General features: G+C 36.7%; 12 protein-coding genes. 7 read left to right on the top strand and 5 right to left on the bottom strand.

Annotated elements, in window-relative coordinates; genetic code table 11:
- The first annotated feature begins 252 nt into the window (after positions 1-252).
- The 3 genes from AC59HC_RS13330 (at position 253) to AC59HC_RS13320 (ending at position 5,622) form a co-directional block, all read left to right on the top strand.
- Positions 253-2,721 carry a tetratricopeptide repeat protein gene (locus AC59HC_RS13330; RefSeq protein ID WP_496558781.1) on the top strand — a complete coding sequence of 823 codons (2,469 nt, stop codon included), beginning with the start codon at positions 253-255 and terminating at the stop codon, positions 2,719-2,721.
- Between the two features lie 61 nt (positions 2,722-2,782).
- A complete protein-coding gene (locus AC59HC_RS13325) occupies positions 2,783-4,990 on the top strand; it encodes a tetratricopeptide repeat-containing sensor histidine kinase (RefSeq protein ID WP_496558780.1) in 2,208 nt (735 codons plus the stop codon).
- A 2-nt stretch (positions 4,991-4,992) separates the two neighbouring features.
- Positions 4,993-5,622, top strand: coding sequence for a response regulator (locus tag AC59HC_RS13320; protein WP_411413214.1), 630 nt, complete (start codon positions 4,993-4,995; stop codon positions 5,620-5,622).
- A gap of 81 nt (positions 5,623-5,703) precedes the next feature.
- Here the strand turns inward: AC59HC_RS13320 and AC59HC_RS13315 are convergent, their stop codons facing one another.
- Both AC59HC_RS13315 and AC59HC_RS13310 read right to left on the bottom strand, forming a co-directional pair.
- Complete coding sequence (locus AC59HC_RS13315; RefSeq protein WP_120231060.1) at positions 5,704-6,270, bottom strand: hypothetical protein; 567 nt, start codon at positions 6,268-6,270, stop codon at positions 5,704-5,706.
- An 85-nt stretch (positions 6,271-6,355) separates the two neighbouring features.
- Entirely contained in the window at positions 6,356-7,429 is a 1,074-nt protein-coding gene (locus AC59HC_RS13310; protein ID WP_496558779.1) for a resolvase, read from the bottom strand.
- A 157-nt stretch (positions 7,430-7,586) separates the two neighbouring features.
- Here AC59HC_RS13310 and AC59HC_RS13305 point away from each other — a divergent pair, with 157 nt between their 5' ends.
- A complete protein-coding gene (locus AC59HC_RS13305; RefSeq protein ID WP_496558778.1) occupies positions 7,587-8,150 on the top strand; it encodes a hypothetical protein in 564 nt (187 codons plus the stop codon).
- Between the two features lie 101 nt (positions 8,151-8,251).
- Here AC59HC_RS13305 and infC read toward each other — a convergent pair whose 3' ends face one another.
- On the bottom strand, positions 8,252-8,752 hold the full coding sequence (gene infC / locus AC59HC_RS13300; RefSeq protein WP_027372223.1) for a translation initiation factor IF-3: 501 nt from the start codon (positions 8,750-8,752) through the stop codon (positions 8,252-8,254).
- A 164-nt stretch (positions 8,753-8,916) separates the two neighbouring features.
- Positions 8,917-10,836 carry a threonine--tRNA ligase gene (gene thrS, locus AC59HC_RS13295; protein WP_227942696.1) on the bottom strand — a complete coding sequence of 640 codons (1,920 nt, stop codon included), beginning with the start codon at positions 10,834-10,836 and terminating at the stop codon, positions 8,917-8,919.
- A gap of 242 nt (positions 10,837-11,078) precedes the next feature.
- Between thrS and AC59HC_RS13290 the strand changes: the two genes are divergently transcribed.
- On the top strand, positions 11,079-12,053 hold the full coding sequence (locus tag AC59HC_RS13290) for a dipeptidase (RefSeq protein ID WP_496558777.1): 975 nt from the start codon (positions 11,079-11,081) through the stop codon (positions 12,051-12,053).
- A gap of 287 nt (positions 12,054-12,340) precedes the next feature.
- On the opposite strand, the gene AC59HC_RS13285 is transcribed toward AC59HC_RS13290, so the two are convergent.
- On the bottom strand, positions 12,341-13,885 hold the full coding sequence (locus AC59HC_RS13285; RefSeq protein ID WP_343638591.1) for a hypothetical protein: 1,545 nt from the start codon (positions 13,883-13,885) through the stop codon (positions 12,341-12,343).
- A gap of 148 nt (positions 13,886-14,033) precedes the next feature.
- Between AC59HC_RS13285 and AC59HC_RS13280 the strand changes: the two genes are divergently transcribed.
- Both AC59HC_RS13280 and leuC read left to right on the top strand, forming a co-directional pair.
- Positions 14,034-15,197 (top strand): 2-isopropylmalate synthase, encoded by a 1,164-nt coding sequence (locus AC59HC_RS13280; RefSeq protein ID WP_110008824.1) that lies wholly within the window; start codon positions 14,034-14,036, stop codon positions 15,195-15,197.
- Between the two features lie 29 nt (positions 15,198-15,226).
- A complete protein-coding gene (leuC, locus tag AC59HC_RS13275) occupies positions 15,227-16,615 on the top strand; it encodes a 3-isopropylmalate dehydratase large subunit (protein ID WP_496558776.1) in 1,389 nt (462 codons plus the stop codon).
- The last annotated feature ends 4 nt before the right edge of the window (positions 16,616-16,619 follow it).

The raw sequence follows: 16,619 nt of genomic DNA, 5'->3' as shown, positions 1-16,619 counted from the left end.
TTAAATCTCTCCGGATAAACAATAATTTATAACTTTTATAGCTTTCTTTTTCACACCCGATTCAACGATAAATTCTTATTTCGAATAAACACTAAAAAACTATGGGTAAAAACACTAGCCAGATACAATGGAGTGAGGAAGAAGCTGTAAAAGTAATATTGCTGCGTATATTTGTAATTTGCAGCTACTCGGGAGGCAACCTTAGGTAACAGGGAATGCTGTGATGCTTTCCGATATGTTAAAATTGAATGAATGGCACACCGGATTTATTTATACAATTACGATCAAAAAACAAATCAGACATTCGATACCTATCTGGGCGAGTGGAATTATGAAATTCCATTATTGCTGTATCCTCTGCTGGCAGAAGATATCAAAGTGGAAGGTGTTGAATTTTTCTCCGATAAAAACCAGGGAATTGTTCAGCTGCGTTACTTTTTCAATCTGCTGGCAGATACTTATCAGCTTCATTACAAGAAGGCTTATTACGAACCCGTTAATAAAATGTTCGAGTTTCTGGAAGCTTTACCTTATGACACTTTTGTATTGAATGCAACAGATGTTTTCAATATGAACGAAGAAGAACATACGGTACAGGCAAAGGAATGGCTGGTAGAAATTCAGCAGAAAAGCAAGCTGTATAAAAAGGCTGTTAAAGCCCGCAATCTTTCGCTGCTGGATTCCTTGTTCTCACAGACAGGATATTCCTCATTTCTTGAAATTTTACAAACCGACTGGATTAATTACGGATTAGGATATTTTGAAGAGCTTGCCTATAAAAAAGCGGCATCTTCTGTATTTGAAGAGAACGGGAAATTCGGCCTTAAAGATGCAAAAGGTGCTGTTTTAGCTCCTGCGGTTTATGACGATATTTTTGAAGCAGATGATTACTACAATATATCGGTAATTCAAAAAGGGGCTTTGTTCGGTTACCTGCAAAGTGACGGAAAAGAATGGATTTCTCCGGTGTATGAAGATGCTTTTGACGTATTCGATTTTGGGCAGGAACCTTTAGGTGAAGTAAAAGTGAATGGCAAATCAGGGATTTTAAAAATCTATTCAAACACCTGGATGATTCCTGCGGAATACGATGCCATTGAAAGGACAGCCTATGGATTTTTTTTGGTAGAAAAAGATGGAAAATTCGGAGTTTACAACGATGAAAACACACTGATTATCCCTATTGAAAGCGAAAATCCATATGAATATGATTATTTCCCTGAATTATTTTTCACCAGACAAAAAGGTACCGGCCAACGAAAGTATTATACGAAAGAAGGAAACTATCTCGGAGACTTTTTAGAAGGCAGCATCTCAAAAGCAAGTACTTGTTTCTGGATCAAACCGAACAAATTTGACAAGAAGGGTAGATTGATTGACGAGAAAGGGCACCTCATTATAGACGAAGCAGATCAGATGATCTTAATTGATAATTATGAAACTCTTGCTGTTCGTAAAGACAAAAGCTGGAAGATCTATCATGCTTTAAAACACCAGTTTCTGCTGGAAAATGAATCTGTTAGTAAAATAAAAGCACAGTACAATGCCGGATATAAAAATAATGTCTTTATCCTGGAAACCAACATAGGATCAGGACTTTTTGATGCAGGTAATGGAAATTGGTTAATCACTCCCCAACCGGAAATTAAGCAGATTCACTATCTGGAAAATGGATTTTTATCGGTTCAAAAAAATGAAGGGTATCAATTGTTCGATTTTGAGAATGGTCTGTCAGCCCAATTGTATGATTATATTTCCAATCCTTTGAATTACAGAACAGAAGAAGGTTTGTTGTTTCTGTATCAGGGTGAAAATATGTTGAGCATGCATGAAGACAAAAGCATTCACCGGGTAGAGGCTTCCGAATATGGTGCCGTTTATCTGGACCGGTATTCATTCCGGGGAAAAGATCTGGAATACTTTACTTCCTTTTATAACCGTTGGAAAAGCCAGAAAGGTAAGAACCCCGAACAATTCATGGAGGTTGGAACGATTAAAAAAATGGCTTTTGACGAAAAGGAAAACCAGAATTACCACGAAGCACTTCGTCTTTTTGAGTTATCTGCTCAAAAGGGTGACATGGATAGTTTGGTAGAAATAGGGTTACTGCTTACGGATCCTGAAATAGAATCATTATTTGATCCGCAAAAAGGCATTGCGTATTACGAAAAAGCAGCACAACGAAACCACCCTGTAGCCTGGAACAATATCGGGGCTTTGTACCATAACGGAATTGGGTATTCTTTTAATATCAAAAAAGCAATTGAGGCCTATGAAAAGAGTGCCGAGCTTGGTGACGAAATGGCTCTTGTCAACCTGGGTGATCTGTATTATTTTGGACAACACGTGAAGCAGGATTACAATAAAGCTTTGGATTTTTATCAGAAAGCTGAGAAAAAATACGCCTACAATTACGATAAAATCTCAGAAATCTATTACCAGTTAAGAGACTATAAAAACCTTTTGGTATACTTGAAGAAAGACTATGATCAATCTTATTCCGGGATTTATTACGGCATTATTTACGAACACGGTATGGGAGTAAAAACGGATCTGAAGAAAGCCATTAAGTATTATGAACAGGCCAATACTTACAGTGCCTACGAATATGCAACTCAACGTTTGATGTATTATTATGGTGAAGATCCGGTCTTTAAAAATGAAAAGAAATACCTGAAGTGGAGTGCTTTTGCTGAAAAGCATGGTTTCGAAACAGATTAGCAGGGATTTGCCTATATTTACGTTCCTTAATGGAATGCAATTTAATAAAGATAAGGGTTTGATGCACAGGTTATTACTTATATTTACTTTACTTATTTGTCCGTTTTTTGTTCAGGCACAGGATGTTTTAAGCAAATTAGAAAGAGAATACAACCATGCCTCAAACAATACGGCAGAACAGCTCAACCTGGCTCCCAGGTACGCTACAGCATTATTCTTTCATAATCTTAAGCCTAAATCTTATCAGATTTTAGACACTAATATTTCCCTTGCTGCAAAACAGGCGGATGGAAAGTATGCCACAATTTTATATGCGGTACAGGCTATGAATTACCGGCTGGATAATAAAACTGCGGAGTCTTCAAAAAGCCTCGATATGGCAAAGGCCTACAGCTTAAAAACGAATAGTAATGAGGCAAAAGGTTATGTACAATACGCAAAAGGCTGGATTCTGGTACGCAATAATAAAACGACCGATGCTGTCGCCGCATACCTGAAAGCGATCGAATATTATGAAAACTCACCAACCACTTCCACACTATATGGAAGATTGGGCAATGCAGCGAAGGAATTATCTGCCATTTATTCTGACCTGAATGAATATCAGCTGGAAGAAAAATACAGCAAACAATTTCTATTGTTAGCTTCCAAACAAAATGATCCCAATCTTATCTTTGATGCTTACATGCGGATGGGGTATGTATATGAACAAAAATATACACAGGAGCCATCCAATACAGTGTTTCGGGATAAAACAGAACAGTATTATTTACAGGCTATTGCTACTTTTAATAAAAATAAAGATGCGATGCTTAGCAGAAACAGCCTTTCATATGCTGCCATCAATTTAGCTAATTTATATACTGGGTTTGACAGTGATAAAGCCATGCAATATGCGCAGTTAGCCAATAAAGTGAGCCTGGAAATTGGTGATGCTATTCACATTGCTTCTTCCTTTGGAATTCTGGCAGAATTGGCATTGCAGGATAAAAATTATGATTTAGCCAAGTCCTACTTTCTGAAAGCCTCCATGGAGATTGGGAAAAGCCCGGTAAGAAATCATATGATAGAATTGTCTATCCTTGAATCTCTATCCAGAATTAGTGAAGAGCAGGGCAATTATAAAGAAGCACTGACTTATTATAAAAGCTATGTTGATCAATACAAGAGCATTTACGATCAGGAAAAACTGGATATCACCAAAAGATTAGAATCACAGTTTGATAAAGAGCGACAGGAGCAGAAATACATAAAGCTACAGCTCGAAAGCGACAAGAAAGCACAGGAAATCAAACTTATTAATATTTTGCGTGCACAGCGTGAACAGGTTTATAACAACTTAAAACTGGTGGAAGAAAACCAGCGTGAAAGACTGAAATTTTCAGAACTTGAATCCGAGAAAAAAGAACAGCAGCTTCGTTTGGCAAAACTGGAAACCCAACAGAAGAATAACGATATTAATACCTTTAAAAAACTCCTGGCGTTCAAGGAAAAGATCAATACGTACTACATTTTTTTTATTATCTTTTTCATTATTTTGATCCTCTTGTTGCTGTATGCCTATAAACAGCGTGCCAGGTCTATTAAACGAAGAGACGAACTGCATGCTTTAGCCATGGAACAGGAAAAACAAAACTCGAAAATATCTACCCTTACTGCATTGCTTGAAGGGCAGGAGCAGGAGCGTGGCCGTCTCGCCCGTGATCTCCATGACGGATTGGGAGGTTTGCTGTCCGGAACTAAGCATCAACTTTCTTATTTAAATCCTCATCAATCCGAAAATATTGAAGAAGGAATTTCAAAATCAATTGAACAGATCGATGGTGCTGTAGAAGAACTGAGAAGGGTGGCACATAATCTAATGCCTGATTTATTAACAAAATACGGTCTGGAAGTGGCTATTCAGGAGTTTGCTTCACGAATTTCCAATCATGCTCTGGAAATCCATACAGAGTTTATCAATTACAGCAATTCCATATCGAAGGAAAAGCAATTGATCATTTACAGGATTATTCAGGAACTGGTCAATAATGCGATAAAGCATGCCGAGACTTCTGAAATAATCATTCAGGTAAGCGAAGAAGAAAACCTAATAAATCTTACAGTAGAGGATAACGGTAAAGGTTTCGATCATACTAATTTAGACGTTAGAAAAACAGCAGGTTTTCACAATATAGAATTGAGAGTCCAGTTTTTAAAAGGAACCATGAATATCACCTCCGAATTAAATATTGGCACCAGTATAGAACTTCAAATCCCTATTCATTAAACATGATAAAAGTAGCCATAACCGACGATCATCCGCTTCTATTGGAAGGACTGAAAAATATTTTAGGCAACAATGAAACAATAGATGTCGTAGATTGTTTCAAAAGTGTCTCCGAAATGAATGCAGGCCTTGCAAAACAGGCGGTTGACATTCTGCTGCTCGACATTAATCTGGAAGATACCAACAGCATTGAACTCATCAAACCTTTAAAGAAAAAGTACAGCAGCCTTCAGATTATTATCCTTAGTGTTCATAACGAACTGCCTGTCATCAACAGTACTCTTACTGAAGGGGCTTTGGGATATATTCAAAAAAATGCTTCAGTTTCCGAAATTATCGAAGGAATTAATGCTGTATATAGCGGTAACAGGTTTTTATGCTCTCAAACCAAAGCTGTTCTGGAGAAAAAATCAACAGACGGATTAAGTCAGGTTCCGAAACTGACACGAAGAGAAAAAGAAATTCTGGGTGAAGCATCAAAAGGGCTTACTACCAATCAAATGGCGGAAAAGCTTTTTATAAGTCCGCACACGGTAGAAAGCCACCGCAAAAATCTTATCGAAAAATTTCAGACCTCCAACCTGAGTTCAGCTATAAAATTAGCTATAGAATACGGCTTGATTATCGAATAAAATAATCATCCCGAAAAAAGGCTGCTCACATCATGTAAGCAGCCTTTTTCTTATATAATCAAATAATTTGGGTGTGTACAGTTAATCTTTAAATTTCAACGCAGCCTGGAACAGATTCTTTTTGTCTACTAAATCATATTCGTCATTGTAAACCGGCTGATACATCAGGATGAAAACGCTGCCGTCAAAATCTTTTAAACTGATGGGCTGATCTACCATGATATCATAAAACCTTGTAATCGTACGGGTTGCAGTCCATTGCTTTGCATTGCCTTTAGGGTTTTTATCAAATCTGTGATCTTTTGCATCTGTATAATACCAGTAAGAAGGTGCGGAATCCATCAGAAACATTTCTTTATCCTTGTTGTAAAGCTCCTCGGCCATACCTGTATTCTGAAACCATGGAACCTCAGTATTCAAAACGCCCAAAGCTCCCGCATAGATGTCTTTATTTGTTGTGGCACCCACTAAAAATCCTTCCAGATTGGAAGACGTGATTTCAAATAAAAAAGGAGATTTTTTCAGTTCATAAACATCATTCACGGGTTCAATTACTTTTCCATCCTGTTTAATAACGACTTTTAACGACTGTGCAAAAGTCATAAAACTTAATAAACAAAAAAGAAGGGTCAAACTTAATTTTTTCATTGTATCTCTTTAAATAATTGCAGCAAAGATATTAGACTTTATTTCCCTGTACACTCGCTGATTTCAGGGTTTTTAGCTCATCAAATTAAAACAGATCAGCCTTTAACTGGATTTTTATATAAGCCGTTTTCTGTTTTTTACCATTTCCAGAAGCTGAATTAAGAGGGTAGACTTCTGCGTAGAAAGTGTCATTATCGGTCCAGAAAGCCTTTTTATCATCTGCTATTTTAAAGTTGGTGAAATTCACATATAAAAGGTTGTCCTGTTTCTTAGTTTGAGGAAAGTATCTGGAAATAACAAAATTACTCCCCACATCATGATTGGATGAGACGAAGGTAACCCAGCCTTTGGAAGGAAGAATTTGCGGATAACCTTCGGTACTCAGTTCAAACATAACTGCATTTTTTAAACTGTAAAAAGAATAGTAGGAATCTGCAATTTCATCAGAATTTTCTTTGAATACTTCCAGGTTTAAATAGGTTGACCTTCCTACATATTCATTGGCAAGCGGTCCGGTCTCGGTAGAGACACTTTCATGTTGCGTAATTACATCTTCTCTGCCGTTTTCTTTATATACCCAGTTCTCTGCCTGCAGTTGTATATTGGGATTTTTTACCAGCTTTTCACCAATTTGTTTTTTTGAACTGGCTTTAAATTCATGTTCTGAAATCTCCACGATGGTTCCGAATTTCTTAAAAGATTTATTCTTAAAATCACTAGATTCTCTAAAAGTGCTGCTTCTGATCTCATAAAGGTCAACCCCATTTAACGTAAGTTCGTATGCCGGTGTGAATTCCGACTTCAGGACAAACGCTTCAATACTGTTCGAAATGTTATTATTAATGCTGTAATGAATAGAATAGAAGTCCTCAAACTCTTCAAATCCATAATAATTATCGAGTTTATTGTATGGTATTTTCAAATGGGCAGCATCTGTACTCGGAGCGGTAAAAAACTGTACAGAATCCAGTTTCGTAAATAATTGAAACGGTACCTCCTGAACATTGTCAACTCCTTGTATTTTTTTGAAATCGGCAAATGTTACCGTTTTCTGCTTTACTTCAGTTTTTACATTATGTGTTTCTGATGTTTTATCCTTCTGGTTACATCCTGCAAGAATTACCAGGGATGATATAAAGAATTGATTGATGACTTTCATTTTTATATTTTTGCGCAAATGTATCAGATTAAGACCAGCAGCCAACAAAACCTCCTGATATAGGGAATAAATGGCCGAAAACAGGGATATTTTGAACGATGGATTTTGGAGAATTTTACAAAATGATAACCCCAATATTGTAATTTACTTTATAAGAATGAAAAACTTAATAATCAGCCTTTCAATGGTGACTGCTTTATTAGCGTCCTGTTCACCTTCTGCAGACAAAAAAGCAGAAACCAATACTTCTCCGGAAACTCAAATAGAAGTGGCAGCATCTCAACCGGAACCCGTGAAGAATGATCCGGAAATAGTAGAGATACCCGGTGATTTTTCAACCCTGGTTCCTATTGACGTATTGAATAGTAAGAGTACTAATGTACATGATAAATATGGTATAGAATTTTCCGGGAACTGTTACTCATGCGATTTGGCCAGTCTGTCTATCACAAAGAAGCAGATCAGATGGAGCAACGTCTGTGATGAAAAAGACACTTTTGAAATTGATGATTTTTCTTATACTACTGAAGGAAATAAAACGATCTTTAAAACTCCGGAAAGAACCTATATTTTAACTCAAATAGATAAAGCACCTGTCTACGAACTCGTAATAGAAGGTAAAAAACTGGAGTTAAAAAACAAGAGAGTTTCGAAATATTTTACCACCAAAAAAGCTTTACCGCTTTTCACAGAGCATGATTGCGGGGATTTTGAGGGATAAGCAATAGAATAGCAGTAGTCAGGAACAGTCTCTTTTGAAAATATAAGCATAAAAAAACCTCAAATTACTTTGAGGTTTCTTTATATAAAATAATGACTTAATTATTTTGCTGGCTTTTTAGGACTCATCATCATAATCATCCTTTTTCCTTCAAGTTTAGGAAGCTGGTCTACTTTACCCACATGCTCAAGTTCCTGAGCAAGTTTTAAAAGCAAAATTTCTCCCTGGTCCTTAAAGATAATCGAACGTCCTTTAAAAAATACGTAGGTTTTTAATTTAGAACCTTCTTCAAGGAATTTTTCAGCGTGCTTCTTTTTGAATTCATAATCATGGTCATCAGTCTGAGGTCCGAAACGGATCTCTTTTACCACCACTTTTACCTGCTTGGCTTTAAGTTCCTTCTGTTTTTTCTTTTGCTCGTATAAGAATTTCTTATATTCCAATACTCTTGCAATAAATGGTTCTGCCTTGTCAGAAATTACTACTAAATCCAATTCCTGTTCCGCAGCAATTTGTCTTGCTTTGTCAATTGGATAAATTCCTGGCTCTACGTTATCGCCCACTAAACGAAGCTCTCTCACACGAATTTTATCGTTGATCAAGTGAGCGTCCTCTTGTACCGGACGTCTCTGTGGGCCCCTGTTGTTAAATCTTTGTGCTATTGTATTATAATTTTATTGGTTAATTACTTAATTTAATTGATTTAAATATTTAAAATTGAAAGACTTTATTAATTTTTTAATCCTTCAATCTTTTTATTTAAAATTTAGATTGCTGCTTCTTTTTTGAAGTAAGCAACGAAATCCTCCAGCTTCATCGCTCCAAGATCTCCTTCTCCACGTCTTCTTACAGAAATCGTGCCTTCTTTCTCTTCATTTTCTCCTACAACAAGCATGAAAGGGATTTTCTTCAATTCAGCATCACGGATCTTTTTACCTGTCTTCTCGTTTCTTTCATCAATCTGACCGCTAATATCGTGATTTTCCAAAAATTGTGAAACTTTTTTTGAATAATCTACATATTTTTCACTGATTGGTAGAATAATAAACTGATCCGGGCTTAGCCATAACGGGAAATCACCTGCAGTGTTTTCCAGCAGAATAGCGATAAAACGCTCCATAGAACCGAAAGGTGCTCTGTGGATCATCACCGGTCTGTGTTTTTCATTATCATTTCCGATATAGTGAAGATCAAATCTTTCCGGTAAGTTATAATCTACCTGGATTGTTCCTAACTGCCATTTTCTTCCTAAAGCATCTTTCACCATGAAGTCAAGTTTAGGACCATAAAATGCTGCTTCTCCGTATTCGATAACTGTTTTTAAGCCTTTCTTTTCTGCTGCATTGATGATCGCACTTTCTGCTTTCTCCCAGTTTTCATCAGAACCGATATACTTTTGTTTGTTTTCAGGATCTCTTAATGAAACCTGAGTCACAAAATCTTCAAAACCTAATGATTTGAACACATAAAGCGTTAAATCAATTACTTTTTCAAATTCTTCAGAAAGCTGATCCGGAGTACAGAAAAGGTGAGCATCATCCTGAGTAAATCCACGAACTCTTGTCAATCCGTGAAGCTCTCCACTTTGCTCATATCTGTAAACAGTACCAAATTCTGCATATCTTTTTGGCAAGTCTCTGTAGCTCCATTGTGAAGTTTTGTAAATTTCACAGTGGTGAGGACAGTTCATCGGCTTCAACAGGAATTCTTCTCCTTCATTCGGCGTTTTAATCGGCTGGAAGCTGTCTTCTCCATATTTGTCCCAGTGTCCTGAAGTTACATACAATTCTTTTGCCCCGATATGTGGAGACATTACGAATTCATAACCTCCTTTTTTCTGAGCATCAGAAAGGAAATTTTCCAGTTTTCTTCTTAAAGCAGTTCCTTTTGGCAGCCAAAGCGGTAAACCTGCACCTACTTTTTCAGAGAATGCGAAGATTCCAAGTTCTTTACCCAGTTTTCTGTGGTCTCTTCTTTTAGCTTCTTCCAGTCTTTCAAGATATTCTGTAAGATCTTTCTGTTTAGGGAAAGAAATACCATATACTCTTGTTAATTGTGGGTTCTTTTCATTACCTCTCCAATAAGCTCCCGCTGCATTTAATATTTTAACCGCTTTTACGATTCCAGTATTCGGAATGTGGCCGCCACGACATAAATCTGTGAAGTTATCGTGGGTTACAAAAGTGATTTCCCCATCATTAAGATTAGAGATCAATTCCACCTTGTAAGGGTTATCTGCATACGTCTTCAAAGCTTCTTCTTTAGAAACCGGATATAAAGAGAAGGTAGAACCTTTTTTCGCATTTTCCAGGATCTTTTTCTCAATCTTCTCAAAATCTTTTTCAGATAAGCTCTCATCCCCGAAATCTACATCATAATAGAATCCGCTTTCGATAGCAGGACCGATGGTCAACTTAGCATCAGGATAAAACTCAAGGATTGCCTGCGCCAGAAGGTGGGCAGAAGAATGCCAGAAAGCTTTCTTTCCAAGATCATCATTCCAGGTCAAAAGCTGTACCGTAGAATCCGTGGTTATAGGTGTGGTCGTTTCTACTTGTTTGTCATTAACAATTGCGGAAATGGTGTTTCTAGCCAATCCCTCGCTTATAGATTTTGCCACATCAAGGGGAGTCACTGCTCCCTCGAATTCTTTGACACTATTGTCTGGAAGTGTAATTTTTATCATTGTTTACTAAGAAATTTTAAGAGGCAAAAATACGGAATTTTTAGATAAAATACTATATTAGCATATATTTAGAATGAGAATTAATATTAAAAATGTAAAAGATGCAGATGGTTTTAGTCTCACTGAATTCCATATTTCGTTTTTCATAGAAAAATACCTTTGATTTTTTATTCAAGATAACACCAATATTAAGATACTTAGTCTATTTGTAAGTCTTTAAAAACAAATTAATTACAATTAATATGAATGCTATAAATGTTGACCTTCACTGCGATTTATTATGCTATTTGCTGGAGCCGGGTTCATTAATTAACGACAAAGAACTTGGATGCTCACTTCCTTATTTAAAAGAAGGAAATGTAAAGCTTCAGGTGATGGCTATATACTCCGCGACAGGGCAAAATAGTACTGCTTACGGAGCAAAACAGAGCGAAATATTTTCAGATCTCCTGCAAAATGAAAGTTTTTTCTTATTCGATGGTAACAATTATAAAAATCCTGAAAATATAGGAAAAGTAGGAGTTATCGCTTCTATTGAAAATGCATCCGGCTTCTGTGGCGAAGATGACACTTTGGAAACGGGTTTTAAAAATCTGGAAGCGATCATTGAAAAAACACAACGAATTCTTTACCTTGGAATAACCCATCATACTGAAAACCGCTTTGGAGGAGGAAATAATTCCGATGTAGGGTTGAAAGATGACGGTAAAGTTCTGCTTGACTATTTCTCAGAAAAAAACATTGCTATTGATCTTGCCCACACCAGTGATCAGCTTGCCTATGGAATTCTTAATTATATTGATCAGAGAAACTACAAAATTCCTGTTATCGCAAGCCATTCCAACTACAGACAGGTACATGATAAAAAGAGAAATCTTCCCGATGAACTGGCGAAAGAAGTGATTAAAAGAAAAGGGCTGATCGGACTCAATTTTATCCGCAATTGTGTCGATGATACAAATCCGGAAATGTTATATGAACATATTCAGTACGGCCTTGATTTGGGTGGAGAAGATGCAGTTGCGTATGGTGCCGATTTTTTCTTCTGTAAAAACCATCCTGATAAATCCCGTCATCCATTTTTCTTTAAAGGATATGATGATGCATCTGCATTTAATGCTATCAATAAAGAAATTGAGAAGCGTTTTTCACATGAACTGATGGAAAAAATCAGCCATAAAAATGCATTGAATTTTATAAAGAAGATGTATAAATAAAATCATCATCCGATTACATCACAGGATAATTAACAGGTCGCTCCTAAGGAGCTTTATTTTACGGGACTTCATCATTTTCTACTAACAGAAGATCCCGACAGGATCATAAGCAGCCCCAATAGGAGCTAACTGTTAAAATATTTGGTTTTAAATCAGAGCTCCGGAGGAGCGACCTGTTAATACCTAAATCTATAAAAGATTATATTAAAAAATTTTTTTTGATGTTTTATTTTACATGAAATAAAACATTGTAAATTATTGAAAAATATATTTTTATATATTCTTATTTAATGCTTTCTTTTATACTTTACTTTCTGCTTGATAATCTCAATTACGTCCACATTCTGAACTTTAGATTTAATCCATCCGTGGATGTCAATATAGAATAACGAACGTCTATAATATTCATTATTGGAATATTCTTCCAGCTTTTTATCAAAGCTTTCAAAAGCTTTTTGTCTCTGATCCGGGATTTGATTATTCAGGTTCTTAAAAAACTGAATGCTTTCAAAATGGAATTCTTCCGGCTTTTTCATTTTCTTCGCAAATTTCAAAGTAGAAGCAATAAATTCATCATAATCTTCATCATTGCCAGACTCATATTTTGCCATTAAGATCAGAATTCTTGTATGGAACAAGAGGTCTTCCTGTACATTTCCTTTGGATTCTATAACCCTCATAGAATATTCAATGGACTTTTCAAACATTTTACTTCCGAAGAACATGGCGGCCATTTTAAGGTAAAGAATCATAAAATGGTGCTCATCAATCCTCTCTCTGAGCTTTTCCATTTTTAATTCCACTTCAGGAATAAGTTTGGTTCCTGTGAAGAATTCTCCTTTTACAAAGTGAATATTCATCAACGTATTGTACTGAGTAAGAAAAATAAGAGACTGAAGGTTCTCATTCTGAACAAAATTCTCCGAATGAACCATTGTATTGAAGTTCTGGAAATGTTCCTCCAGAATATCAATATTTCCGTATAAAAACAAAATTTTCAGCAAATACGTATTCCCTTTGATATACCAGACAGGATGGCTATAGATCATTTCAGGTTTCTTGTGAAAAAGATCGACCCATTGATAAGCATATTTCAAGGTATATTTATAGTCCTGTAAAAGCTGGTTTTTCCAGACATGGGCTTTGTAATACCATAATTTCTCTGTGAAATTCAATTTCTCAGGATTAATGTTTTTAATCTCGGAGTTAAAAACGTCCATGACTTCCTGCCGGTCTGCATCGTTTTTTACATAACCATGGGTCAGCATTTGGCTATATAATTTCAACGAAAGATTGGATAATTTTGTTGTATAACGATTTTGTTTACTGATCTCCTGAGATTGTTTGATAAGCTCTTCTGCACGGCCTTCGATACTTCGTGTAATGAATTGTGATTCAATTACTTTTTCAAGGTCGATAATCTCCGAAGCGATACTTTTTTCATCCAGTTCCAGTGCCGTTTGTTTGGTTTTATCCAATATTTTTAAAGCCTGCTTGTAAAGTCCTTTCTGATACAGAATGTTGGCGAAGTCCAACTGTTCACGAAGCTGGATTCTGTAGTTCTGATGACTCGGGTTCATTCGAAGGCTTACAAGAATCTGTTTATAAAGATGGGCTTTAAGATTAGAAAGCTGTTGTTTTGTAGATATCTTTTTCTCAATAATAATACTTTCATCATATTCTTTCATCTTATCCATCTCAGAAAATAACAATAGGAATTTGGCATCTACGTTAATTCCGAGGCGGTTTACGTAGAGCTTAAACTGTCTTTTTTCAGAGGTCGTCAATGACTTTACCAATACAAACAAAAAATCTTTCTGCAATTCTGCCATTGTAAATTTTGGGGAATTAAATTATTGATTAACAGATAAATACAATTGTTTTCTAAGCTGTTGAGTATTGTAATTTTCAGAAAAAGTAAAAATGAAAAAATATCGCAAGCTGTAGTTTTGATCCAAAATTAAGTAAAAAACTTCACTTATGAATTCCGAAAAAATCGAAATTTTTGATACAACACTGAGAGATGGGGAGCAGGTTCCGGGATGCAAACTGAATACGGAACAAAAACTGGTTATTGCTGAAAGGCTTGACGAATTAGGAATTGATATCATTGAAGCAGGATTCCCGATTTCCAGCCCGGGAGATTTTGAATCAGTTTCAGAAATTTCAAAACTGGTGAAAAATGCAAAGGTATGCGGACTCACAAGAGCGAACAAAAAAGATATTGATGTAGCAGCAGAAGCGCTGAAGTTGGCAAAGAAACCAAGAATCCACACAGGAATCGGGACTTCGGATTCTCATATTAAATACAAATTCAACTCAACAAGAGAAGATATTATTGAGAGAGCAGCAGAAGCAGTAAAATATGCGAAAACATATGTTGAAGACGTTGAATTTTATGCTGAAGATGCAGGAAGAACGGATAATGAATATCTGGCAAGAGTGTGTGAAGCGGTGATCAAAGCAGGAGCAACTGTCCTGAATATTCCTGATACCACAGGATATTGCCTGCCGGAAGAGTATGGTCAGAAAATAAAATATCTGAAAGAAAATGTAAAGGGAATTGAAAAAGCAGTGCTTTCATGTCATTGCCATAACGATCTGGGGCTGGCTACTGCCAATTCTATTGCCGGAGCAATTAATGGAGCCCGCCAGATTGAATGTACGATCAACGGATTGGGTGAAAGGGCAGGAAATACAGCACTGGAAGAAGTCGTCATGATTTTAAAACAGCATAAAAATCTGAATCTGCATACTGATGTGAATTCCAGAATGCTGAATGAAATGAGTGCTATGGTTTCTGATCTGATGGGAATGTCTGTACAACCAAACAAAGCCATCGTAGGAGCTAATGCCTTTGCTCACAGCTCAGGAATTCATCAGGATGGGGTGATTAAAAACAGGGAAACATATGAAATTATAGATCCTGCAGAAGTAGGTGTGAATGCCTCTTCAATCATTCTTACAGCAAGAAGCGGACGTTCAGCATTGGCTTACCGTTTCAAGCATATCGGTTATGAGGTTACCAAAAATGAACTTGATTATCTGTATCAGGAATTTTTGAAAATCGCTGACCTTAAAAAAGAAATAGACAACGATGATCTGAGTGTTATGATGGATTCTTTCGCCAGAAAAATAGGATAGGTTTGATTTAAATCAAGATAAAGTAAACAATGAACAACAGTAAAAAGACACTTTTTGATAAAGTATGGGACGCCCATGTGGTAGAAACCATTCCTGACGGACCTCAGATCATTTATATCGACAAACATCTTATTCATGAAGTAACCAGCCCTCAGGCTTTTGCAGAACTTGAATCCAGAAATCTGGAAATCTTCAGACCGGAACAGATTGTAGCTACCGCGGATCACAATGTACCTACCTTGCATCAGGATCAGCCTATTAAAGATGATCTTTCAAGAAATCAGGTAGAACAGCTTACAGAAAACTGTAAAAAAAATAATATTGAACTTTTCGGATTGGGACATCAATATCAGGGAATTGTTCATATCATCGCTCCGGAATTAGGGATTACCCAGCCGGGAATGAGCATTGTGTGTGGTGACAGCCATACCTCTACCCATGGTGCATTTGGATCTATTGCCTTCGGGATTGGGACCAGCCAGGTAGCTCAGGTATTTGCCAGCCAGTGTTTATTGCTGAACAAGCCAAAATCAATGAGAATTACCGTCAATGGCAAATTAAACGAAAATGTTCAGCCTAAAGATGTTATTCTTTATATCATTTCAAAAATAGGAACAGACGGAGGGACAGGATATTTTTGTGAATATGCAGGTAATGTATTCGAGGAAATGTCAATGGAAGGAAGAATGACCGTCTGCAACATGAGTATTGAAATGGGTGCAAGAGGCGGAATGATTGCTCCGGATGAAACTACTTTTGAATACGTACAGGGAAGAAAATTCGCCCCGGAAGGAGAAGACTGGAATGAAAAAGTAGCCTATTGGAGAACCTTGAAAACAGATGAAGGCGCTGTTTTTGATCAGGAACTCAGCTTTGATGCTGCAGATATTTATCCTATGATTACCTACGGTACTAATCCGGGAATGGGGATTTCAATCCGTGAAGTTATTCCGGCACCGCAAAATGAATCTGAAGAGAAAGCTTTACAATATATGGGACTGGAAGCCGGACAAGCAGTAAACAGTATCAAAGTTAATTATGTTTTCATAGGCAGCTGTACCAATGCAAGAATAGAAGATTTCCGTTCTGCAGCCCAGTATATTAAAGGGAAAAGCAAATCTGAGGCTGTAAAAGCACTGATTGTTCCCGGATCTCAACAGGTGGTTAAACAGATTTATGAGGAAGGTTTGGATAAAATATTCAGTGATGCCGGATTTCAGATTCGGCAGCCGGGGTGTTCGGCATGTCTGGCGATGAATGACGATAAAATCCCGGAAGGAGAATATTGTGTTTCCACTTCCAACAGAAACTTTGAAGGCAGACAGGGACAAGGCTCAAGAACAATTCTTGCCAGCCCGCTTACTGCAGCAAAAGCAGCCATAGAAGGTAAAATATCAGCTTTTGAAAGTTTAAACTAAACAG

Source organism: Chryseobacterium sp. DZ-32 (assembly GCF_059587025.1).
Note: the sequence above shows the minus strand (reverse complement) of the source record. Positions and strands in the feature narration are given on the sequence as shown.